22 protein-coding genes and 4 tRNA genes are annotated in these 22,702 nt (G+C 43.2%); 8 read left to right on the top strand and 18 right to left on the bottom strand.

Translation table 11 applies throughout. The features are described from left to right. Positions 1-39: 39 nt before the first annotated feature. The 3 genes from IW644_RS01710 to IW644_RS01700 form a co-directional block, all read right to left on the bottom strand. Entirely contained in the window at positions 40-459 is a 420-nt protein-coding gene (locus tag IW644_RS01710) for a CBS domain-containing protein (RefSeq protein WP_269916155.1), read from the bottom strand. A gap of 216 nt (positions 460-675) precedes the next feature. After that, positions 676-1,173, bottom strand: coding sequence for a M48 metallopeptidase family protein (locus tag IW644_RS01705; RefSeq protein ID WP_269916154.1), 498 nt, complete (start codon positions 1,171-1,173; stop codon positions 676-678). A 187-nt stretch (positions 1,174-1,360) separates the two neighbouring features. Further along, a complete protein-coding gene (locus IW644_RS01700; protein WP_269916153.1) occupies positions 1,361-2,353 on the bottom strand; it encodes a zinc-dependent alcohol dehydrogenase family protein in 993 nt (330 codons plus the stop codon). A 116-nt stretch (positions 2,354-2,469) separates the two neighbouring features. On the opposite strand from IW644_RS01700, the gene IW644_RS01695 reads away from it, so the two are divergent. The 4 genes from IW644_RS01695 (at position 2,470) to IW644_RS01680 (ending at position 6,814) form a co-directional block, all read left to right on the top strand. Beyond that, a complete protein-coding gene (locus IW644_RS01695) occupies positions 2,470-3,384 on the top strand; it encodes a LysR family transcriptional regulator (RefSeq protein WP_269916152.1) in 915 nt (304 codons plus the stop codon). A gap of 134 nt (positions 3,385-3,518) precedes the next feature. Continuing rightward, on the top strand, positions 3,519-4,763 hold the full coding sequence (locus IW644_RS01690; protein ID WP_269916151.1) for a porin: 1,245 nt from the start codon (positions 3,519-3,521) through the stop codon (positions 4,761-4,763). Between the two features lie 10 nt (positions 4,764-4,773). Continuing rightward, a complete protein-coding gene (locus tag IW644_RS01685; RefSeq protein WP_269916150.1) occupies positions 4,774-5,217 on the top strand; it encodes a hypothetical protein in 444 nt (147 codons plus the stop codon). Next, positions 5,210-6,814 carry a sensor domain-containing diguanylate cyclase gene (locus IW644_RS01680; RefSeq protein WP_269916149.1) on the top strand — a complete coding sequence of 535 codons (1,605 nt, stop codon included), beginning with the start codon at positions 5,210-5,212 and terminating at the stop codon, positions 6,812-6,814. The genes IW644_RS01685 and IW644_RS01680 overlap by 8 nt, the downstream gene beginning before the upstream one ends. 14 nt (positions 6,815-6,828) lie before the next feature. Here IW644_RS01680 and IW644_RS01675 read toward each other — a convergent pair whose 3' ends face one another. Continuing rightward, positions 6,829-7,602, bottom strand: a complete 774-nt coding sequence (locus tag IW644_RS01675) for a CmcJ/NvfI family oxidoreductase (protein WP_269916148.1) — start codon at positions 7,600-7,602, stop codon at positions 6,829-6,831. 399 nt (positions 7,603-8,001) lie between these two features. Here IW644_RS01675 and IW644_RS01670 point away from each other — a divergent pair, with 399 nt between their 5' ends. Then, a complete protein-coding gene (locus IW644_RS01670; protein WP_269916147.1) occupies positions 8,002-8,958 on the top strand; it encodes a 2OG-Fe(II) oxygenase family protein in 957 nt (318 codons plus the stop codon). A 101-nt stretch (positions 8,959-9,059) separates the two neighbouring features. Here IW644_RS01670 and IW644_RS01665 read toward each other — a convergent pair whose 3' ends face one another. Both IW644_RS01665 and IW644_RS01660 read right to left on the bottom strand, forming a co-directional pair. Next, the gene (locus IW644_RS01665) at positions 9,060-9,671 is read right to left on the bottom strand and encodes a cytochrome b (protein WP_269916146.1); all 612 of its coding nucleotides are present in this window, start codon (positions 9,669-9,671) and stop codon (positions 9,060-9,062) included. 223 nt (positions 9,672-9,894) lie between these two features. Then, entirely contained in the window at positions 9,895-10,695 is an 801-nt protein-coding gene (locus tag IW644_RS01660; RefSeq protein WP_269916145.1) for an SDR family NAD(P)-dependent oxidoreductase, read from the bottom strand. A gap of 415 nt (positions 10,696-11,110) precedes the next feature. Here IW644_RS01660 and asd point away from each other — a divergent pair, with 415 nt between their 5' ends. Next, complete coding sequence (gene asd / locus IW644_RS01655; RefSeq protein WP_269916144.1) at positions 11,111-12,235, top strand: aspartate-semialdehyde dehydrogenase; 1,125 nt, start codon at positions 11,111-11,113, stop codon at positions 12,233-12,235. Positions 12,236-12,346: 111 nt separating this feature from the next. Here asd and IW644_RS01650 read toward each other — a convergent pair whose 3' ends face one another. From IW644_RS01650 to IW644_RS01640, 3 genes are all read right to left on the bottom strand, one after another. Further along, positions 12,347-12,706, bottom strand: coding sequence for a VOC family protein (locus IW644_RS01650; protein ID WP_179982845.1), 360 nt, complete (start codon positions 12,704-12,706; stop codon positions 12,347-12,349). A gap of 140 nt (positions 12,707-12,846) precedes the next feature. Then, the gene (locus IW644_RS01645; RefSeq protein WP_269916143.1) at positions 12,847-14,073 is read right to left on the bottom strand and encodes a porin; all 1,227 of its coding nucleotides are present in this window, start codon (positions 14,071-14,073) and stop codon (positions 12,847-12,849) included. Between the two features lie 149 nt (positions 14,074-14,222). Next, complete coding sequence (locus tag IW644_RS01640; protein ID WP_269916142.1) at positions 14,223-15,239, bottom strand: 2-dehydropantoate 2-reductase; 1,017 nt, start codon at positions 15,237-15,239, stop codon at positions 14,223-14,225. A gap of 217 nt (positions 15,240-15,456) precedes the next feature. Here IW644_RS01640 and IW644_RS01635 point away from each other — a divergent pair, with 217 nt between their 5' ends. Then, entirely contained in the window at positions 15,457-16,611 is a 1,155-nt protein-coding gene (locus IW644_RS01635) for a patatin-like phospholipase family protein (RefSeq protein WP_269916141.1), read from the top strand. Between the two features lie 65 nt (positions 16,612-16,676). Here IW644_RS01635 and IW644_RS01630 read toward each other — a convergent pair whose 3' ends face one another. Next, positions 16,677-17,324 carry an HAD family hydrolase gene (locus IW644_RS01630; RefSeq protein WP_269916140.1) on the bottom strand — a complete coding sequence of 216 codons (648 nt, stop codon included), beginning with the start codon at positions 17,322-17,324 and terminating at the stop codon, positions 16,677-16,679. Between the two features lie 192 nt (positions 17,325-17,516). On the opposite strand from IW644_RS01630, the gene IW644_RS01625 reads away from it, so the two are divergent. Next, positions 17,517-17,951 (top strand): hypothetical protein, encoded by a 435-nt coding sequence (locus tag IW644_RS01625; protein ID WP_269916139.1) that lies wholly within the window; start codon positions 17,517-17,519, stop codon positions 17,949-17,951. A gap of 122 nt (positions 17,952-18,073) precedes the next feature. Here IW644_RS01625 and IW644_RS01620 read toward each other — a convergent pair whose 3' ends face one another. The 8 genes from IW644_RS01620 to pal all read right to left on the bottom strand — a co-directional run bounded on the left by IW644_RS01620 (position 18,074) and on the right by pal (position 22,674). Further along, a complete protein-coding gene (locus IW644_RS01620; RefSeq protein WP_269916138.1) occupies positions 18,074-18,811 on the bottom strand; it encodes an SDR family oxidoreductase in 738 nt (245 codons plus the stop codon). Between the two features lie 405 nt (positions 18,812-19,216). Further along, positions 19,217-19,307, bottom strand: a tRNA-Ser gene (locus tag IW644_RS01615). 122 nt (positions 19,308-19,429) lie between these two features. Then, a complete protein-coding gene (nadA, locus tag IW644_RS01610; RefSeq protein ID WP_269916137.1) occupies positions 19,430-20,485 on the bottom strand; it encodes a quinolinate synthase NadA in 1,056 nt (351 codons plus the stop codon). A gap of 242 nt (positions 20,486-20,727) precedes the next feature. Beyond that, a tRNA-Lys gene (locus IW644_RS01605) sits at positions 20,728-20,803 on the bottom strand. A gap of 37 nt (positions 20,804-20,840) precedes the next feature. Next, positions 20,841-20,916, bottom strand: a tRNA-Lys gene (locus IW644_RS01600). A gap of 24 nt (positions 20,917-20,940) precedes the next feature. Continuing rightward, a tRNA-Lys gene (locus IW644_RS01595) sits at positions 20,941-21,016 on the bottom strand. 291 nt (positions 21,017-21,307) lie between these two features. After that, the gene (gene ybgF, locus IW644_RS01590; RefSeq protein WP_269916136.1) at positions 21,308-22,108 is read right to left on the bottom strand and encodes a tol-pal system protein YbgF; all 801 of its coding nucleotides are present in this window, start codon (positions 22,106-22,108) and stop codon (positions 21,308-21,310) included. Further along, entirely contained in the window at positions 22,108-22,674 is a 567-nt protein-coding gene (pal, locus tag IW644_RS01585) for a peptidoglycan-associated lipoprotein Pal (protein ID WP_014948870.1), read from the bottom strand. Before pal ends, ybgF begins: the two co-directional genes overlap by 1 nt. Positions 22,675-22,702 lie beyond the last annotated feature (28 nt).

Genomic DNA, 22,702 nt, shown 5'->3' with positions numbered 1-22,702 from the left:
TTGACTATCGGCAAGTAAAGGGAACCAGATGGGACCGCTTCAACGCTTTGCCTCTACCCTACTTTGCATAAACTTCATAACATCCCGCCAAGAAAGCATTCCCTTTGGGTGCCTATTTTCATCGATAATTGGAATACAAGAAATTTTATGTGAGTTAAATAGCTCTATAGCGGAAAATACAGAATCTGTTGGATTCAACGATATCACTTCGCGGGTCATAATTTGGTGCGCTTTTTTATCAAGGGTGGCGCGATCGAGAGTTCTCTCGCTTACTGTATCCACAAACGGGCTAATCGACTTCATTAAGTCTCTGTCAGATATAATACCCTGAAGCTTGTTATCGTGAACTACCACTAAATGATGAAACCCTGTAGCAGCAAAAAGCTCGCGTAACGACTGCAAGCTATCGTCCATATGCACGCTAACTACCCTTGTGGACATAATTGTAGCAATGCTCATCAAGTCTCCTTTTTACTCTCACTCTACGTCTTTGCGTTAGTATTAGTATTAGTATTAGTATTAGTATTAGTATTATTACCAGTATAGATGCTAGCTCTAACTCAGGGTATTAGCTCAATTCGTTGACTCGGAATGTCAGCTCAGGGCACTAGCATAGAAAACTAGCTCAGTAGCTCAACACACCACAAATTTAGCTAAACAATGAATATATAAACGTTAAACGTATGGATTATCTCCCATAGCAACGGCTACGCAGAATAACCTCAAATCTAGCTCAAGCTGATGGTAATCAGGCTCCATATAACAGCAAAGTTTATAAAAAGCTTTGTTGTGGTCCTTTTCTTTAAAGTGCGCCAGCTCATGAACTACTAGTGCTTTTAAGAGTGGCTCTGGCGCATAGAGCAAATCGTTATTAATGGCTAAATCGTGCTTGCGCGTTTTACCTTGCATACGGTAGGTATGCGTACCTAAAGCGTTGGTTATCATATCCCCTTGCTTTTTGAACGCGGCGCGCCCAAATGGCGGAGCATTTTTTAAAAACTGCTTCTTTAATTCAGTCGCATACTGATACAGCAACTTGTCTGTAGTTACGTCATGGGCTTCTGGGTACTTTTTTAGCAGATAAGTCTTTAACCGATTGTTTGAAATTAGCTGAAGCGCTTGCTCCACGATAGCTGGGGGGTAACCATTAAAATACCGAGCATATTCATTCACGTTTATCTCTCCTTTACCGGAAGAATTATAAAGCATTTGAACGTAGTGGACAGGTCTCGTATTCCTAAGGCATTACTTTTATATAAAACCCAAAAGCAAAAAAGCCGCAGTAAAAGTTACTGCGGCGAAGGGTGTGCTAAGGGAAGCACTACGGGAAGTTTGTTTACCTAAACTCCAGAGGTTAAAGCTATTCTACGGTAACTACGACTTTACCCACAGCGTTACCACTTGCCAGACGGTCATGTGCCTGTGCTATCTGCTCAAGAGTGAAATTTTCTGCATCTATAATTGGTTTAAGCGCACCAGCATCTACAATACTCGCTAGCTGTTTAAGTATTTCGCCATGGGCTTCTCGGCCCACATTGTGGATCATAGGAAGTAGCATGAACACAACGTTTAAGCTTAAACCACTAAAGTGAACGGGTGACAAATCGGTCTCTAATAAAGATAGCGTAGTAGACACCTGACCGTTTAATTTCGCGGCTGCGAATGAGTTTTGAAGGTTATTGCCGCCTACCGTATCGAAGATCACGTCAAAGCCGTTACCGCTTGTATACTTATTCACATAATCTTCAACTGATTCACTACGAAAATCGATGTAAGTGGCACCTAAAGATTCAATAATATCTTTTTGCTCATCAGAGCCGCCTGTAGCAAATACGTTTGCCTTCATATGTTTAGCAAGTTGTACTGCTATATGCCCTACTCCACCCGCGCCGCCGTGAATTAATACGTTTTGGCCTTCACTGGTTAATGCACGAGTTAACCCTTCAAACGCTGTAATACCAACAAGAGGTATTGCTGCGGCTTCTTTCATAGAAAGAGACGAAGGCTTGTGAGCGATAAGGCGAACATCGGCAAGCATTTTTTCTGCAAGTGAACCTTGTAAATCGCCAAGACCACCAGCACAGCCGTATACTTCGTCGCCTACTTTATATTCTGTTACGCCCTCACCAACAGCTTCGATGGTGCCAGCAAAGTCCATACCCAAGACAGCATTGGGTAACTGTGGAGCAAAAGGTAAATCAGCACCCGACTGACGAATCATCATGTCGATTGTATTAACGCTGCTTGCTGCAATACGCACAACTACATGCCCGGCCTTTACGGTTGGCTCTGCAATATCGCTTTGTGTAAATTGTTCAGAACCGCCAAATTCGTTTATTACCATCGCTTTCATGATTAAGCTCCTTTAAAGCCTGTTGTATGAGTACGGAACTAATCATAAACACTAGAACTCCAGATGATAATTAGTGTATAAAGGCAAACAGTTTTTAGATTTTATTGATAATCCAAATGAACATAGAACACCTAAAGCTTTTTGTGCGTATTGCGAGCACAGCGAACATCAGCTTAGCGGGGCGTGAGCTCAACATTTCACCTGCCGTGGCGAGTGCGCACATTGGTAAACTAGAAGAAACGCTAGGTGTTCGCTTAATTCACAGAACTACACGAAAAGTATCCCTTACCGACGATGGAAAGCTTTTTCTCCCCCATGCACAAGAAGTGTTAGACAGCATCGAAACGGCACAAGCAGCTGTCGGCAGCGGCGCTCAAACGCCGCAAGGTACATTACGCGTTACCGCCCCTGCGTCATTTGGTCGAATGCACTTAGTACCTGCGATCCCTGAGTTTTTAGAACAATACCCAAAGCTAAATATCGACTTCCGATTCAGCGACAGTATTTTGGATGTGGTAGAAGGTGGCTTTGATGTTGCCATTCGCGATGCAGAACTGAAAGACAGTAATTTACACGCGAAAAAACTTGCTGATGACAAACGTATTATTGTCGCCGCCAAAAGCTATATAGATAAATATGGCGAACCAGAAACACCATCCGACTTAAAGAACCACAAGATAGTAAATCTAACTGGGCTAGAGGTGTGGGACTTTAAGGGAGCCCATGGGGTTACATCGGTGAAAACGCCTAATCATTTGCGTATGGATAATGGTGAAGCGGTGCGTGATGCCTGTATTCAAGGCTGCGGTATAACCCTTACTGCTACCTGGTGCAGCTCACCATATTTAGAGAAAGGCCAGCTAGTACAAATACTACAAGATTACCCGCTTGCTACCGACTGTGCACTGTGGGCAGTGTATCCTAGCAACCGTTTATTAGCCCCAAAAGTTCGCGCATTTATTGATTTCTTAGCCGACCGCTTTAGCGGCACGCCTTATTGGGATCAAAAGCTAAACGGTGTAGTAGTGTAAAATGGTATCAATTAAACAAAAAACACAATTTTTCAGTCACTTCTTAGTTTCTCTACTATGCTTGTACTAAAGTAAAATTGTCACGACAGATTGTTTTAGGCAACATTTATCACAGACTTTAAATTGGGTAAAAAATGATGAAAAAGCCGTACTTGTTCTTCGCGGCCATCTTCAACTTGCTGTTGGCTAACTGCGCGTCGGCAGAACAAAATAAGTTAGATATTAGCGGCTTTGGTACACTTGCCACTGCCACCGCTGACACCCGCACTTATCAGTTTCGTACCGACCGTTCGCAAGCAGAATTTGCGAAAAAAGACGGCTTTGCGTTTAAGCCTTTAAGTTTGATTGGCGTCCAACTTGATTACACATTATCAGACAACCTAGACTTCGTAGGGCAATTTGTTTATCGAGAGCAAGACGAACAAAATATTGGCTCCATCACCCAAATGGCCTTTTTTCGTTACGACATTTCGCCAGCATGGCAGGTAAGAGCGGGTAGATTAGCCGCGGATATTTTCCACTTTAGTGATACCAGAGACGTCTCTATCGCTTACCCTTGGGTAAAAGTACCTACCGAAGTTTACGGTATTGTGCCCGCTAGAAGTTTCGACGGTGCCGACATAAGTTACACCACTCCCTTTAGCGACTTCAATTTGTCGGTTAAGGGCTTTTGGGGTAGCGGCGAAAGTGACTTTACCAGTAACGACTATAACCCAATAACATTTAACGATTTACGCTCACTAGGCATTGAATTTGTTGCTTTTGACTGGAGCGTAGCGCTAAAGCACACTCAGACTGAAGCTAAAAACGACAACGATGACGTAGCGGTAGTGGCAGCGGCAGTCGCTCAGTTACAACCTTTTTGGGCGGGCGCACTTAAATTTTCAGATGAAGTAAGCCTACGGGATGCTTCAATTCATTATACTTCTGTGTATTTTAATCGCTTCTTGGGCGATTGGGAACTATCAGGCGAGCTATCCCATATAGATTCAGACTCGATTGCGCTAAGACCTTCAATTAATGGTTTTTTGAACTTAAGTTACCTTTATGGGCCTCACACATTTTACGCTCTCTACTCCTTTGCTGATACCGACACTTACTTTCTAAATGAAGAACAACCCGGTTTCCCAATCAACGAGAACACTGCAGAGATAGTTCTTTTTGTAGAAGAGGTGGCTAGTTCGCTGGCTCATAATCAACAATCATTTTCATTGGGCTGGCGATGGGACTTACGAGAAAACTTAGCCTTTAAAGCACAAATTGAACGCACTGACGTTAAAGCAAGAGGTACCGGGCTTCGTGCACGTGATGGGTTGATTGTTGACGATGAAGACGGTGTCGCACACACCTTATTCCTCGCGTTAAGCTTTAGTTTTTAAGGGGAGAAGCATGAAATTGTTTAGACGCTTCCCCGTAATTATTGTCTTAGCACTTCTAACGCAAAGCTTTGCATTTATGGCGCAAGCACAAGAAAAAATTGTCGTAGTCACTAACTTTAATAACGATGTACAGGTTTTGGATAAAAAAGGCTTAATTGATTTATTTATGGGTAAATACTCGGCGTTCCCCAATGGAAAAGAAGCCACGCCTATTGATGTAGAACTAGATTCCGAATTAAAAAGTCAGTTTTACAAGTCTTTAGTGGGCCTTCCTCTTGCAAGGGTTAATGCCTATTGGTCGCGACTTAAATTTTCAGGCCGCGTCAAACCTCCTGCGGTAGAGCAAACCCTCGACGACATCAAGCAACGGCTTGAGCAAGACGAATCGGCGCTAGCCTATGTATATGAGTCGACTGTGACCGACAGTATGAAGGTAGTATACCGTTTTGATTAACGTTCAAGGTTTGGGGTTTCGTTTTTCGCTGTTTCTAATCGCAGCGGCAATGATAGTGGTATTTACTACCGCTGAGTTCTTTTATCGTGTTACCTATGAAAACGAAATAAGCGAAGCTAACAGCGATATTGAAGAGCTTTACCAAACCGTTGGCGCAACCGCATCCATCGCCGCATTCTTAGAAGATGAGGACTTGGCCACAGAGGCTATTAATGGCTTAGTTAAAACTGACAAAATTTTAGCAGCCTCTATAAAAAGCGAAGCGCTTTACTATCAGGCAAATGTAACTGAAGCGATTAATAAAAACACCAAACCTCGAGTATTTGTGGTTAGGCACCCCTTTATGCCGGAAGAAGCATTAGCTGAGGTTAACGTATACCCCAATTTCGAGTACATCATTCACCAAGCAGAAAAAACGAGTACAGATAACAGCTATTCACTATACGCTGAAGCTTTAATTGTAGGCATTGTTGCTTTAGTCATCACCTACTACATTATTATTTCCCCAATGCTGCGCGTAGGGCGCTCTTTACACGAAATCAAGCCTGGAACCTCGCAGCGTATCCGGACACCAAAGTATCACTCTCGCAGTGAAATAGGTAAACTTGTTTACGACACCAATCAATTGTTGACCAAGGTTGAAGAGCAGTTCACACAAGAGCGACAGTTAAGAGAAGAAATAGAGTTTCTTGAAAAGCGATTTAGAATGCTGTTCGAGAATGCCAAAACTGCAACTGTATTAATGGCTGAAAATGGCGCTATAGAGCTTCGGAATGATGCCTTTAACGATTTAGTAGAGAAGACGGGACTTGGCATAAAGCAAGGCTACGGCGAGTTGCTAGACGAACTGTTCGAAACACCCGTGGCAATGAAATCTGCACTTAAAGAGGCCTTTGCGCGAAACGAGTTTGCTACAGGAGAGTACAAGCTAAAAAGTAGTGCAAACGACAGTGCTATTTGGGTTCAACTTATTGCTAGCCCATTACTGACAGAAGAAGGTGAACGTTATTACCAGCTTACGTTAAACGATATTTCGAGTCGTAGACAAGAGCTACAAAAGCTTGCCCTACAGGCAGACTTCGACGCGTTAACGGGGATCTACAATCGCAATGGTGGTGAAAAGCTTATTGCTAAACTCATGAGAAAAGAACATCAGTTTGCTTTAGCTCTTATTGACCTTAACGGATTCAAAGCGGTAAACGATATTTATGGCCATGATGCAGGCGACGAAGTTCTCATCTTTGTTGCTGAACAATTAAAAGAAAAAATACGCAAAAATGATGTCGCCATACGTTGGGGCGGCGATGAGTTTATGTTGTTACTGCAAGCTGATGATGAAGCCTCTGTTGAAAGGGTTATGGAAAAAGTAAATGCTGGCATTAAACAGCCTTTCTATTTTAATGACGAAAGCAAGCCTACTGTGGTTTCAATGAGTGTCGGCGTAGCTTTTTATCCTCAAACAAGTCGCAATTTACACGCACTGATTAAGCTTGCCGATATTGCCATGTATAAAGCAAAACAAAATAAGATATCGGCACCAGACGACTACCTTATCTTTGCAAACCAATGCCGACTAGACGATGAAGATATGAGTTAGCGAGCCTAAAGCCCCTAATATTTAACCAACATCCTACTTTCAATACTCTTGCGTACGATATTGTCGGGAGCGCCCTCTTCCTTCATATCTAAAGCACTGTGGGCCAAATGAGGTAAGCCTTTGCTGTCGTATATGTTAAAAACTATGGCTTCATCCACCTGCATTTTTGATTTATAAAACCAACGATGTTGACGGTTTGCTGCCACGCCCAAAATCTCTCCCTGACGATCTGGGTATTTTAGAGCAATAGTCATCCAGTCTTCATCGTTCATAGAGTCTGGGCAAATAAAGCCTAACGGCGATGACATTATTGTGTCTTCTACCGGTCGCCAAATATTTACAAAGCCAAAATGCCCCTCGTTGTATTCAGCCGCTTTTTGTTCGCCCAGTAAGTCAATAAGGCGTTGCTGAATTCCTTTTTCGCTGTAATCGTTGTGAACATTTCTGGCTGGACGCCGAGAAGCGCTTTCATCGTCTATACGAATGGTATGGTCAAACACGAGTACATTTTTAGCATTTATCTGCATGGACAACAATTTTTCGATTTCTCGGTTGTACGCCTGCTCTACTCTAGCGCTGAACGGATAAGCCACTGGGCTCAGGTTTTCTAAAAAGGTTATTCCATGAACATTAAAGACCGTATTTGTTTGGCTTTCTCTAAGGTCATAAACGCTAACATCCGTTGTAAATAGCTCGGGCGAAACTAAATTGCCGTCTATGCCATCTACATCAAATTCAAAAGCCTGAATAAAAGGTTTTTTGACATGATAATTTACAGATGCATTCATATTGCTTCCCTCGAAATAGTAAAAATCACCGGAATACTGGGCTCTGAAACCTACCCAACCCGTTTAGGGGGCGAACTATACCCGTAGCAAAAAATATGAAAAACCACTTACAGACTGAAGCAGTATTTAGATTATCTTGATAATCTAAATACTGCTAACACTCAACACACGCTGAAAGCAGTTAATAAATGAGTGACCGATAAACTGACCGTTAGTTTTCTGCAATGACAAGCGCGATTAAAGCTGAGAACACACCATTATCAAAATAAACTAAATACTGACTCAATAAATAACGCATTTTTCTAGTTTTAAAAGTGGAATATTCTTCAATTAACGACTGGCACGCTACCAAACGAACTAATAAAGGTTGGTCGTGACACAGAAAATTGGAGAGCAAATATGTCTGATGTAAAAAGTAATGTAGAAACCACAAACGCTGGAACAGAATTAGTAGGAGCACTGCAAAAAGCGCGTGCGCTTACCCTTCCCTCAAGAGATGAAATGCTTAAACGAGCACCATCTGTTCAGCAATTTTGGGATAAAAACCGCTCACTGTTGGAAGCCGCATGGAAAGAATGGGATGTGCAAAACGAGCAATTAGCTGAGTGGGTAAACGAAAATCTGATAAGCGAACCGCTTCGCAATGCCGTCACGCTAGCGTGGGAAGACCCAGCTAAAGAACAAGCGGTGGCAAATTTGTGGGAGGAAGTATTGCCAGGTGTATACGAGGCCCAGCTATTCGATGTTGAAAAGCTGCAATTATTGCGCAACTACTTAGACGGTGTTGCTGATGCCGGTATCCCCCTTCGCCCTCCATACGGTATTGCTTTGAATCGCAACGGCGGTATGCTAGATGCACGCTCTGAAGGGTATTTAGCAGCGCCAACCTTCCAAGACTTTTACAATGTGCTTATGGACAAATACATGCGTCCTATATCCCGCTTGTTGTTCCCTGAGGTCATGGGGTTTGATAGCCAAACCTTTGGCTTTTCAATTCAATACCAAGAAGGTATGGATACGTCGCTTCGCCCGCATACTGATGCGTCCGCCGCGACAATGAACGTAAATCTAAACGTGCCTGGAGAAACCTTCAAAGGGTCGGAAGTCGATTTCTTTAATCAGAAAACGGGTAAGGTAACACGTACAGTGTTTGCTCCTGGTGTTGCGATGCTGCACAGGGGAAGCGTACCTCACGCCGCGCAGCCAATTACTGGCGGCAGCAGAACCAATATGGTGCTATGGCTATATGGCGATAGTATGCAAATACCACGAGGCGTATTGCCGACGTCGAAAGCGGATGCTAAATCGAGGTGGACAGTTCCCAACACGCTAAAAGATAGTTTTGCACCTTTCTAATACGAAAAAAAGCCGAGTTATTTATTAACTCGGCTTTCCTTTCAGCTTTGAGTTTCTAACTCAATGCTGCGCTATAAAGAAGAGTTTGAGTGCTTCACACTTTATTCGTTAATTGTTTTGCCCAGCATACGCTTTAACGTACCGTCTTTGTCAATAATGTGGTGCTTAAGTGCGCCAGCAATGTGTAGCAATAAAGCAACAATAACGGTATAGCCGAGATAGAAGTGAATAGTGCCTCCTAACTTCGATAACTCATAATTAATCGGTAAGGTTTTTTCTGGGTCATCTACGCTAAAGTTTTGAGCAAATACTTCTAATCCGAACACGGATAGGCCGTGACCACCCAATACTGACGTCATCAACCCTGAAATAGGCATTAACAAGGTAGCTGTGATCAAAACCCAATGAACGATAGATGCAAGCTTGTGCTCAATTGGCTTGTAGTTCGATGCAGGGCTGGGCCAATCATTTTTCATTCGCCATATCACGCGGACTATCGCGACTATTAGCACAAGAAAACCAAATGCCTTATGCCAACTAAATAGCTCGTAGACATTGTTCTCTGTCATATAAATACCTGTGGCAAGTAACCCTATAATGGTTAATCCCACCAGCCAATGTAGAATTACCGTAGTGGTAGCAAATTTGTTATGACTATCGTACTGCATGCTTTTCTCACTCCAATTGTTCATACCAAGAACTACGTTTTCCATAAAGCGTATCTTGGCACTTTATAATTCCTTAGACATTGTAAGGAATTATCTAAAGGCACTAAAGTAAATTCGAGCAGCAAATTCGAGGCCAACAATTTCGAGAGCGCTTTTGAAAGCAAGTGAAGATTCATTGAGATGGATGTGAGTATATGGGGGGCCGGAACTCCCCCCTACCGCGTTTCATATGCCGCTGGCGCGCGTTTAGCGATGCCAAAAAACATAGCTAGTTAGCGGAAATAATTGCTTCAAGTTCTGATATCAATGCTTGTCTATTTGTTGCATAACTAGCAAAAGGGTGTGGAGATGCAAAAGTATTATGGTCATTGTCAAAGTAATCGCCAGCGACGTTAGCAAAACGTTCAGATAGTGCTGCCTCAATAAATATTTTAGCTCCCTCTTTCAAATCGCCACCTGCAATACCATAGGCATCTTTAACCATTTTACTACCTAATAAAGACTTAGGGTTCACCGAAACCATCTTAGGTCCGTTTAACTGATACTTTTCCCCAAGATAAGCTGTCCACATAGTAATACCCAACTTACTCTGCGCATAAGCTGCGCCATCCGAAAGTTGGGTTTCACCTCTTAGGGCAGCAAAGTTCACCGGCGCTTGTGCAGCAGAAGAGACGTTAATCACACGACTGTGCTCATCCATAACATCTACAAGGGACAGCGTAAGCATATAGGGCGCGATAGTGTTAACCATGAATCGAGCATCTAGCCCTGCAGCAGTAATAGGGTTTTCTATGGAAAAAACACCTGCGTTATTGATGAGTATGTCTAAACGGTCGGTGTTTGCTTTTAACTCTACGGCAAGCTTTTTAACGTCGTCGAACAACGATAAATCAGCCTGAAGAACAGTAATGCTGCTTTTGGGAAATTGCGCTTCTAATGCGCCTTTAACATTATCTAATTTACCTTGGCTTCTGCCGTGTAAAAAAAGGTTATGTCCTTCTTTGGCTAACATTTTTGCTGTTTCTAGACCGATGCCGTCAGTCGCCCCAGTTATCAATATCGTCTTCATCTCATACTCTGCCGTGAATAAAGCCCAAAATTCAGTGCAAGCGACTTCTACCAACCAACTTGCTTTAGACTACATTAGCAGTGAAGTAGAAGACTGATAATGGTGTGATTGCTTAAAGCAGTTTCAATGTAATCTATATAATCAACAGCTTTCGTTTTAATGCTGTTTAAAATGCTTATATCAGCGATAGATAATTTATAAAAACCATCTAGCCAGCGCCTTCAATAACACTTAGACTGCGGGAACAAAAATAAAAAACGACAGGTATTACGCCGGCTTTCGAGCGGGGCGTTCGCCATCCTATGTATGCAATGCAGGTAGCCTTATCCATTTTCGAATTGTGGTGTACTGCGCGTGGTTTCAACATACATAGGATGAGGTACTTTTCATTTTAGTAACAAGGGTTCTCAATTTAATGTCACAACAAAAAGTAGGTTTAGTGGGCTGGCGCGGTATGGTTGGCTCAGTATTAATGCAGCGCATGCAAGAAGAGCAAGATTTCGCGCACATTGAGCCCACCTTTTTTACCACCTCTCAAAAGGGTATTGCAGCGCCAAACTTTGCGGGCAAAGATGCAGGTGTTTTAGAAGATGCGCACGACATCGAGGCGCTATCAAAACAAGATATTATTATTACTTGTCAGGGCGGTGATTACACAAAAGCCGTTTATGATGATCTTCGCGCGTCTGGCTGGAATGGCTATTGGATTGACGCAGCGTCGGCCCTTCGCATGAAAGACGATGCGATTATTGTACTAGACCCGGTGAACCGTAAAGAAATTGATAGTGGCATTGAAAAAGGTATTCGTACATACGTCGGCGGAAACTGCACAGTGTCACTTATGCTGTTGGCGCTAGGCGGCTTATTTGAACAAGACCTTGTTGAATGGGCATCACCGATGACCTACCAAGCCGCTTCAGGGTCTGGCGCTAAGCATATGCGTGAACTTATTAGCCAAATGGGCGCTATTCATAGCAATGTTAAAGATAAAGTGGAAGATCCGGCTACCGCTATATTGGATATCGATCAGCAGGTTGCTGAATTTATTCGTAGCTCAGAATACCCAAGTGAGCAGTTCGGCGTTCCTCTTGCAGGAAGCTTAATTCCGTATATCGATTCCCAGCTTCCATCTGGACAAAGCCGTGAAGAGTGGAAAGCCCAAGCAGAAGCTAACAAGATTTTGGGTATTAATGGCAGTGAAGTGCCTATCGACGGTATTTGTGTACGCGTTGGTGCCATGCGATGTCACAGCCAAGCGATTACGCTTAAGCTTAAAAAAGACTTACCAGTTAGCGAGATTGAAGAAATTCTAGCGAAACACAATGATTGGGTAAAAGTCGTGCCTGATGATCGTGAAGTAACTATGCAGGAACTCACGCCAGCCAAGGTTACCGGAACCCTGTCTATCCCAGTAGGTCGAATTCGCAAGCTTAATATGGGCCCTGAGTATATCTCAGCGTTCACCGTTGGCGATCAGCTTTTATGGGGTGCTGCAGAGCCACTTCGCAGAATGTTGCGCATTGTACTTGAGCAAAACTAATACTTAGTTTTACTTAGTAAATCATAAAACGCCTTACCAGTGTTTGGTAAGGCGTTTTTTATTTCTAGTATTCTTCGTAATGTACGTAAAACAATAGAAAAGAGTATGATTCTAGTTAGCCGACTCAGACCAAACAGCAAGTTCATTGCCGCCAGGCTCTACAAAATGAAAACGGCACCCACCGGGAAAATCAAATAAGGGTTTGGTAATTGTTCCGCCCGCGCTTTCTACATTATGTTGTGCTTTAGCAATATTAACGGCATAAAGTACTAACAAGGGCGCCCCGCTCTCTGCTTTTGAAACTCGTTCCGCTGCGAATATACCACCCTCTAACCCCGAATTACTAAAGGCACTATACTCACTACCGTAGTCAGTAAAGCTCCAGTTAAAAGCATTTTCGAAAAAGGCTTTTGAACGTTCTAGGTCAAGGGATGCAAATTCAACATAGTTAAGTTTGGTACTTTCCTGCATGAGTGTTATGCCTGGCGATAAGCGAATTTGACAGTATCATAGCACTAATCATTATCGAGTCGACTATACAGACAACTCTGTTCGCTGGGTTAAGCCGTTACGGAAAATGCAAAGTACGGCCGTGTATGCCGATTGCAAGGCTAAAAGCTTATATCCCACTGAAGTGAATAAATTGTGCTATCGCCGACTTCATTGTCGAACTGATCAAGAGAAATTCTGCTTACCTGCGCAGTAAGTTTGTTGTCGTGACCTTTAAAAAACCAATTAAGCGCCAGTGACTTTTCGTAAAACTCTTCGTCTTTCTCGCTAGTATTAGGTGAATAAGTAGCATAGCGCACAGCAATTTCTAAAGGCTTCGGCCACCAGCTTAATGACTCATTTAAAAAGTAACCTGCTTGAACGTAATATCCGCGCAATGTTGTTTTGATGTTGTCATTCGCTACGTCCACGATTTCCTTTTCGTGATATTCTGCCTGCGCGTTAAAGCCTTGATAAAAGTATGCGCCGTCAATCAAAAACTGCTGAATATCGTACTGCCCTTCAATTTCGCCTTCATCAAAGTTGGTTAGATTTCCTGCGCCAGAAGAAGAAAAACGCGTGAATTGACTTTTAAATTTAGCCCCTGCGATAGCTATCGCGGCTTTCGGAGTAGATGAACGTGCAATGTCGCTATTTTTAAAACCGACTTCTTTACCTAAAAAATTCCACTGCAGACGACCCGAATACATGGCCTCACCATCATGATTACTATAGTCCCCACGACCTGAACCATTAAACACACCTGCCCAGTAATTGAAATTAGCAGGGCCGCCGTTATCGATATGACCGTAAATAGATGCGCCCATTTGCCTGTCTAGTGTAAATATTCTATTGATGATAGAGCGATCCATCATTTGTTGACCGCCGCTACTTACGCTTCGCTCTCTGGAATATTCAACTTTCCACTGACCAAACTTAAACCGAAGCGCGTCATACTTTTCAAAGGCGAGGGTTGCACTTAGCGTACGCTGATCGACGGCATCGTATTCCACAGCATAATTAATCCACGGCATAGCAATGTGACCATCTAATTTAACTCGCGCCCTGTTAATACCGAATTGATTACCAGCGTTGTAGTCAAAGTCGGCAAGTTCAGTTGGTTGGCCAATGCCAGGGTTGGCATAGCGAAACTGCACTCGCCCTCGAGCGCGCAACGAAAAGCCGTTGTTGTCACTTTGAAATGTTAAACCGTCGCCATTGTAAGCGGGCGAGGTCTCGTAAGTCTCTTGCTCGGCGTCTACCTCAATCGCTAAAGCGGCCGAGGAAAAAAATGACGCTAAAAAAACACTTAATATAAGGCACAAAGAAAAACGATATTGGTAAAGCAAAACACACCACGTATCACGGAAATTTGTGCGCAGGATATATACTTTAGTATAAGAATCAAGAGCACTGACACAAAAGTGACATAAAAATGAAACATTTAATGATTTCTTAGCAATATAGCGCTCTTCTTTGCAAAGGCCATCTGTACTCTTTAGTTGTTCAATAGCGCGTTTGCTGGTAAGTGAGGACTTCCTTTTTGTGCCATCTCACTTTGTTTAATTAGTTCAACAATATGGCTATTTACTGGTGTAGCAATGTGATGTTTTTTGCCTAACCTAACTATCTCACCGTTCAAATAATCTATTTCAGTACGCCTTCCTAGTATCAAATCTTCATACATGGAAGAGCGTGCTTCGGGGTCGATTTTAAGCGTCGAAGCAGCAACCGCCTTAAACAAAAAGTTAGGAAGTTTCATGATTGTCGGCATAAGTTTGGGAATAACCTTCCCAGTGCGCGCAGGTCTTATCCCTTCGGCATTTAACACTGTCAGCGCCTCGGACAATACTTTTGCCATTACCAACCTGTATTGGCGGTTCCCTAGCTGAGATTTAAGCGGTATACCTGACAATGCATTGACCGCGTTATTTAAATTCATAATAAGCTTGCCATACTGTACAGCGGCCATGTCACTGTAAACAGTCACCGGCAGGGAAGCGTTTTCAAGTGCTTTCACCAACTCTTCACAGTGATTATAGGGATCTTCTAAGGCTAAATTCCCCTCTGTACCACAATGAAAGTGCCCTTTTCCTTTGTAAAAAACGTTGAATGGCACCATGCCTGCAACAACTGCGTGTTCTAGATGTTGTCGTAATAAGTCAGCATTACCCACACCGTTTTGCAGGCTAATAACGAGCGCATTAGGCTTCGCACATTGATTAATTATGCTGGCAGCACTTTTGGTATCTTGGCTTTTAACACATAGTAGAATGATATCTGCATTAGCTAAGCTATCGTTATTTAATGTAAAATTGACTTGATGAGCGTCAGCCATTTGATTGCGGCCCTGCCAGTCTGTAACTTTCAAGCCATTTGCTACGATGTCGTCGTATAATCGCTGTCGCCCAACCAGCGTAAGCGTATTTGAACTGTTGAATGCAGTGCCGGACGCCAACAAACAACCCGCAACGTAGCAGCCAATACTACCCGCGCCTAACACCACGATATTCATTGATGTTTTCCTATCATGCCTAACTTTCTGCTATTTAGTTAGACTGCTTCGTAATAATCAAAATGTAAACATAAAAATCACACGCTAGTAACAAAAAGCGTTTTGTATCAGTTATTTCCTATTAGTTTGATTCAATCTTTCAATTTTCCCGTGACAGATGATCTCCCTACAATGAGACCAAGTAGTCAACTTATATATGGTCAAATAGAGGGTCATCATGTTAGGTCAACAATCTGCGTCAACTAATGCTCGTAACGCTGAGAATTCTGCTAATAGCAAAGTTGCTTTAGTCGCAGAAGGTGGCGGTCAACGCGGTATTTTTACAGCAGGTGTACTTGATACTTGGTTAGATGCAGGACATGACCCCTTCGATATCCTTATTGGCACATCGGCAGGCTCGCAAAACTTAACAAGTTTTGTTGCACGTCAAAAAGGCTATGCAAAACGTCTTATTCGCGGCTTAACAAGACACAAGCGTTTCTTTCAGATGGGCCGCGGTTTAATGGGCAAACATATTGTCGATTTAGACTGGTACTTTGATAAAACCCAAGAAGCGAACCGCTTGCTGGATTTAGATACTGCTAAAAGCAACGTGGCAGATAGAGAAATACTGTTTACAGCTACGAATTCTCGAGACAGAAAAGCATATTTTCTAAACCCTATGAAAAGCCAAAACAACTGGGTTGAATTGATTAAAGCATCGAGCGCACTGCCCTTGTTATACAAACAAGGTGTTCCGCTTCACACTGAAATTGAGGCCAAGCAAGCTGCCAATACCGATTTTTACTTAGATGGTGGTTTAGCCGCGCCTTTACCTGTAACTGAGGCCTATAACCGCGGTGCTACAAAAATCATAGTGATTAGAACAGTGGATGAGGGCTTTCAAGCACAATCACCTTGGCTACAAAAGCTAAGTGCAGTGATGTGTGCAACGGGTACCTGCCCAAAAACTATCGATTACTTGTTACAGCACGAGCATGCGTATCAAAAAGAATTAGCGTTTATCGAAAATCCACCAGAAGGGGTTGAGATCATTCAAATTTTTGCACCTAACAAACTTCAAAGTAAGCTGTTGGGCAGCACTGATGCGCAGCTTCGTCACGATTACAACCTTGGCAAAAAGGCAGGTACTGCTTTTCTAGAAGCAGAAAGCGCATCAGAAGCTCAATTTGAAGGCGAAGCTGCTGCGGTACTTATCAAAGAGAACGAAGCCGAAACGTTAGGCAGCGATAATATTCGTGTTGCGAAGAATATTGAAGAGGTTAAAGATAAAGAGGCGAAAGCAAAACGACCTTTACTTACATTGCCCTTACCTGCTCGTTTGAAACAGAATATGAATGCGCAGAAAGAAGATAAGCGAATGACGGCATAATCGCTGCTCTATTTACTTTTAGGGCAGCGAGGCTTCCATTTATATATCTGACACCGATGCTCTCCTTACCTCTGGGGCAGCGATGCTGTCCAGTCTTCAAGGTTTTCATACACGCCCGATGCTTTAGAAAAATCGTGATTAGCCGACAAGGGTGTGGGTATAGCCACTGTTTTAATTCCTGCACTAACGGCAGCTTGCAGACCAAATTCGGTATCTTCAACTGCCATAACTTCATGTGGTGCCAATTGCATTTGGGATAGGGCTGCTAAATAGCAATCAGGTGACGGTTTACCTTTAACTACGTCATCAGAAGAAACGACACACTCAACAATATCTTCTAAACCATAGAAAGACACTGTCTTCTCAACCGCTAAGCGGGCGCCTCCCGTTACTATAGCTACGCGCAAGCCATGAGATTTACAGAACACAACGGCTTCTTTTGCGCCACGCATTAGCGGAAATGCTTGGCGCTGTAAAAACTGCAGTGTGAGCGCCCTTCTCTTCTTGAAAAGCTCCTTGGGCGTTAAAGCAAGCGAAAAATCTTGAATGATATCGCTAGCATTGTTCATTACTGAGATACCAGCCATACGCGTGTGGTAATAATCGAATGTTAGTTCTTTGCCCATATCCGCAAGCATGGTTTTCCATAACTCGAAATGCGTCATTTCTGAGTCGATTAGCGTACCGTCGTGGTCGAAGAAAATGGCTTTCACGGTACACACCGAAAAACTAACTTAAATGACATGGAAAATAACCTAGTGAATATGTGTAGACGGCTTTCACTGCACGATAAAGTGTAACCGATTGATAGATATAGAAAATAAATGCGACCAAAAACTAACCACCTTGACAGCAAATGGAAAAGTATTTATAAAACGCCTTTTCACTATTTCATCAAGTAAATCATGTCAGAATTATCAACACCTGTAAAACAAACCGAAGCACACAAACTTATTGAAGGCCTATTGAAATCTAGCGATCCAACTGCCGAGCTAGATAAAATTTCTGAAGAGTACAATATCGCAAATTGGGGCCAAACTAATGCTGTTTCTGCCGACCTTTACGATGCCGTACGCGACTTACTTGGCAAAGGTGTAGTTACAGGTAACGACCTTGTTGCAGGCAAAGACACCATGGATCCAATTGTACATAAAGTACAAGAAGAAACAGAAAAGCTTATCGCTAACCCAAGCGAAGCCGATGCTGACCGCGTTCAAACCTTTGTACTTGGCTTCCTACGCACTTTCGTAAGCCAACTACTTCACCCGGGCACAAAGAAAGCAATTTACGCGAAAAAGCTACCTGATCTGATCAAGCTTCACCAGCAGGTGGCTAAGTAAGAAAAGTTAAGCGAATACTTCTGTACAGGCAGAAAACGTTAGTTGAGTATTGCTTCATATACTGATTTAAGCCCGCTTAATCGCGGGTTTCTTTTTGCCTAAATCAATATACTTTTTAGACCTTAAACAATTCCACCATTAGCCCGTATAACTTGACCGTTTACCCAGATACCGTCTTCGCTGCATAGGAAGGCAACGACATTAGCAATATCCTTTGGCGTACCCAAACGTTCTAACGGGGCCATGTTTTTTAACTTCTCAACAAAGTCTTCCGACTTGCCTTTCATAAACAGTTCAGTATCGGTCGGGCCTGGTGCAACTGCGTTTACGGTAATGTTTTTTCCACGTAGCTCCTTAGATGTAATGGCAGTTAAGGTTTCAACGCCAGCTTTTGTTGCCGCGTAAACGCCATATTTCTCTAGTTTGAGGCCAACAATAGAGGTGGATATATTCACAATTCGGCCACCTTGGTTTAGCCGATTAACTGCCTGTTGCGTGGTGAACATAACGCCTTTAAGATTGATATCCACATGTTGATGAATGGTATCTTCACTCACATCTGCTAATGCATCCATAGATAGAACACCAGCATTATTAACGAGTATATCGACCGACCCAAATTGCTTTTCAGTCTCATCGAATAGACGTTTCACATCACTGATATTAGATACATCGGCTTGAATGGCGCAAGATATACCGCCATCCTTCTTGATTTCATGCACCACACTTAGCGCTTGCTCTTCACTCCCTGAGTAATTCACTACAATCTGAAAGCCATCTTTACTCAACTTTTTAGCAATTTCAGCACCTATGCCTCGTGATGAGCCTGTGACAATGGCAGTGCGAACATCTTCTTTCATAACCTTTCTCCGTGTATATGCAAACCCTATTGATAAGTGTATTTACGCACTTGCTCAGTAAACGTTTTTAACAAGCGACGATTGGTTGGTGTAGTTGGGTGAAGTGTAAGAAGCTTTCGTGCAAATCAAAGTGTGTGTTGTGTAGTTTAGTTGAATTTACTGCTGATGTGAGGCCAAGCGCAGCCCCAGCTTTGATGAAACTCCATCGAGATACCATGGAAATGTGCTCCGTAGAAAACAATGAAGAATTGCGAATACTACGTAGTAGAGATACCTAAACCTGTACGCGGAAGATCAAGAGTAGGCGGATATGGGTGACGACTTATTTTAAAAGCATTATTTATAATTGCTTAAGTCCATTTCTTTAGGCACAAAAAAACCGGCGTACAGCCGGTTCTTTGTATTTGGCGGAGAGAGAGGGATTCGAACCCTCGATACGCTATAAACGTATACACACTTTCCAGGCGTGCGCCTTCAGCCACTCAGCCATCTCTCCAAATTTTGTATCAAGAAGATTTCGACTACGAAAATCCTTGAGCGCGCGTATAGTAGGTAAAGCCGCGCGCTTAATCAAGAACTTGCTGGAAAATATTCAGCAAGTGCTTATAAAACGTGCGCTTATAGTCCACCTTTCGCTTTTAGCTCTGCTGAGAAGTTAAGCATGCGATCAAGTGGAATAAGTGCGCCTTTGCGTAGCTCGTCATCAACAAAGATTTCGTGCCCCTCACTTTCACCTGTTAAAGACGCCTTAATCGCTTCTAAGCCGTTCATTGCCATCCAAGGGCAGTGAGCACAGCTTTTACACGTAGCGCCGTTACCGCCCGTTGGAGCCTCTATAAACGTCTTCTCTGGCGTAAGTTGTTGCATCTTGTAGAAGATGCCTTTGTCAGTGGCAACTATGAAGGTATCGTTGTCCATGGTTTGCGATGCTTTTATCAGCTGGCTTGTTGAGCCAACCGCATCGGCCATGTCTACCACGCTGGCTGGTGATTCAGGGTGAACTAGAACCGCTGCGTTTGGATATAGCGCTTTCATATCGGCAAGCTTTTGCGCAGAGAACTCATCGTGAACAATACACTCGCCCTGCCACATTAACATGTCAGCACCGGTTTGCTTTGCAATGTAAGAGCCTAGGTGTCTGTCAGGGCCCCAAATGATCTTTTTGCCCTGGCTGTCTAAGTGCTCAACAATTTCCAGCGCTATGCTTGACGTCACTACCCAGTCAGCGCGCGCTTTTACCGCTGCTGATGTATTCGCGTAAACTACAACGGTGTGATCAGGATGTTGATCACAAAACTCGCTGAACTCTTTTACCGGACAACCGATATCAAGGGAACAGGTCGCTTCAAGGGTAGGCATTAGCACAGTCTTTTCTGGGCTAAGAATTTTCGCGGTTTCGCCCATAAAGCGAACGCCAGCAACAATTAATGTTTGCTCTTCTACATCTCTACCAAATCGCGCCATTTCCAACGAGTCAGCGACACAACCTCCAGTTTCTTCAGCAAGCGCCTGAATTTCATGGTCGGTGTAATAGTGTGCGACAAGCACAGCGTTACGAGCCTTAAGTAAGGCTTTGATCTCTGCCTTTAACTCAGCTTTACGTGCTTCTGATAATGGCTGTGGTTTTGCTGGGAACGGGTACTCTACCTGATCCACTCGAAATGCTACTGACATTAACCTACATCTCTGTTGCGACAAGGGTGCGGATTATACCCAACTGTCATAAAAATTACATACTACCTATTCAACATAAGCGTAATTAAATAGTCGTATTTGTACTTACCTGTTCTACTACATGGGGTTAAGTAAACCAGATCAAAGTAAAAATGAGATGAGTAACAGTACGAAAAGATATAAAGACTAAATTTCAGAAAGTGCGATTTGAGTAACGATGTTTTAACTTGAGGAGGACTTGATGGTGGGTCGTGCTGGATTCGAACCAGCGACCAATTGATTAAAAGTCAACTGCTCTACCAACTGAGCTAACGACCCATCAAGTGACACAAAGATAAGGTAGCAATTCAAATGATGGTGGGTCGTGCTGGATTCGAACCAGCGACCAATTGATTAAAAGTCAACTGCTCTACCAACTGAGCTAACGACCCATCATTTGATGCTAGGAGAGAAAGTGGTGGGTCGTGCTGGATTCGAACCAGCGACCAATTGATTAAAAGTCAACTGCTCTACCAACTGAGCTAACGACCCTTTCTTTCCTGTTGTTGCCTGTGTCTTGGCAACGGCGGCATATAATACTCAGTTTTTTATTCGACGCAACCCATAACGTCCTTTTATTTTCATTTTTCTGTCAAATTACGACTAAACGGTCAAAATGAAAACAAATCGCTGGGTATTTATACCAGCGCTAAATGAGTTTAGTCACTTTTTTACGAAACACAGTAAAATTTGGTGCAGTAATTTTAGGTCGCTAAAGCGGAATATTTTGAAAATTTTTTTGTTTAACTCATAAAAAAGCCTCTTTAAAAGAGGCTTTGTTCATTACAAGTTATTTAATCTAGATTCAGCAAGGCGTTTTGCCGAAGAATCTGGATATTCATTTACGACTTGTTGAAATAGCTGTCGTGCTGAAGAGCTGTCTCCCGTACGTTCAGCAATAACCCCAAGTTTTAACAGGGCGTCTGGGCGCTTGGTAGAATCGGTAAAGCGATTAGCTACAATGTTGAATTGCTCACTAGCCTCACTCCACTGCTGCTTATTAAACAACAACTGCCCTAGCCAGTAGTGCGCATTAGGTGCGTAACCACTGTTAGGAAAGCGCGAAATGAACGATTGAAACGCCGGTATGGCTTTATCGTACTCACGAGACTTGAGGATGAGGTTAACTGCATTTTCATACGCTTCATCTTCACCAGCCTGTGGCGTAAGCGCCTGTGCTGGCGTTGGTGAAGACGTTGAACTTACCGAGCCTGGGTCAACACCTGCACTAGGCATAGCACTACTTTGAAGCGCACCACTTTGCTTAAGGGCTTCTACGCGCTTATCTATTTCAAGGTAAAGCTCACGCTGACGCTCAAGTACTTTTTGAAGCTCGTTGGTATTCACTTCAACCGCACCGCGTAGCTGGTCGACTTCCATTTGCATATTGTCTAGCTGCGTTTGAAGCCTGTGCTGCATTTCCGTTCGGCTTTTAACAATACGCTCTAGCACTACGATACGCTGCTCTAATTCACTGCCGCCATTGGCGTCTACCACAGGCGCTTGCGCAAATGCAGTAGAAACAGCAAGGGCGGCACATAAAGTGACGCCCATTTTTAATGTCTTATTCGCTAGAATAGTCATTAGCGGTAAACAACCACTCCGCGACGGTTTTGAGCAAATGCATACTCAGTAGAACCCATCACTGCTGGTTTTTCTTCACCGTATGAAACCACTGTAACTTGGCTGCTGCTTACACCAGCATTAAGTAGATAAGTCTCAACAGACTGTGCACGACGCTCGCCAAGTGCGATGTTGTACTCAGGTGTACCACGGCTGTCAGTGTGACCTTCAATAGTCACTTTAGTGCTTGGGTTTTTAACCAAGAACGCCGCATGTTTGTCTAGAATACGCTGGAACTCTGGCTTGATGCTTGAGCGGTCAAAGTCAAAGTAAACGGTTTGCTCGTTTTTCAGCGCTTCCATTTCTTGCTGAACCATTTCTTCTTGACGCTTCATGCGCTGAGCCGCTTCGGCTTTAACGCGCTGCGCTTCTGCTTCACGTGCTTCTGCTTCTGCAGCCGCTTGTTCTTGTGCAAGACGGTTACGTTCAGCTGCCAATTCTTCTTCGCTAGGGCCTGAAGAACATGCCATCATTGTCACTACTGGCAATGCGATAATGAAGCTCTTCATCACTTTATTCATTTGCATCCTACTAATCCTTAAATTTTATTGTTTA

It is taken from the genome of Alteromonas sp. PRIM-21, from assembly GCF_027563165.1.
Lineage (GTDB): Bacteria > Pseudomonadota > Gammaproteobacteria > Enterobacterales > Alteromonadaceae > Alteromonas > Alteromonas macleodii_A.
Note: the sequence above shows the minus strand (reverse complement) of the source record. Positions and strands in the feature narration are given on the sequence as shown.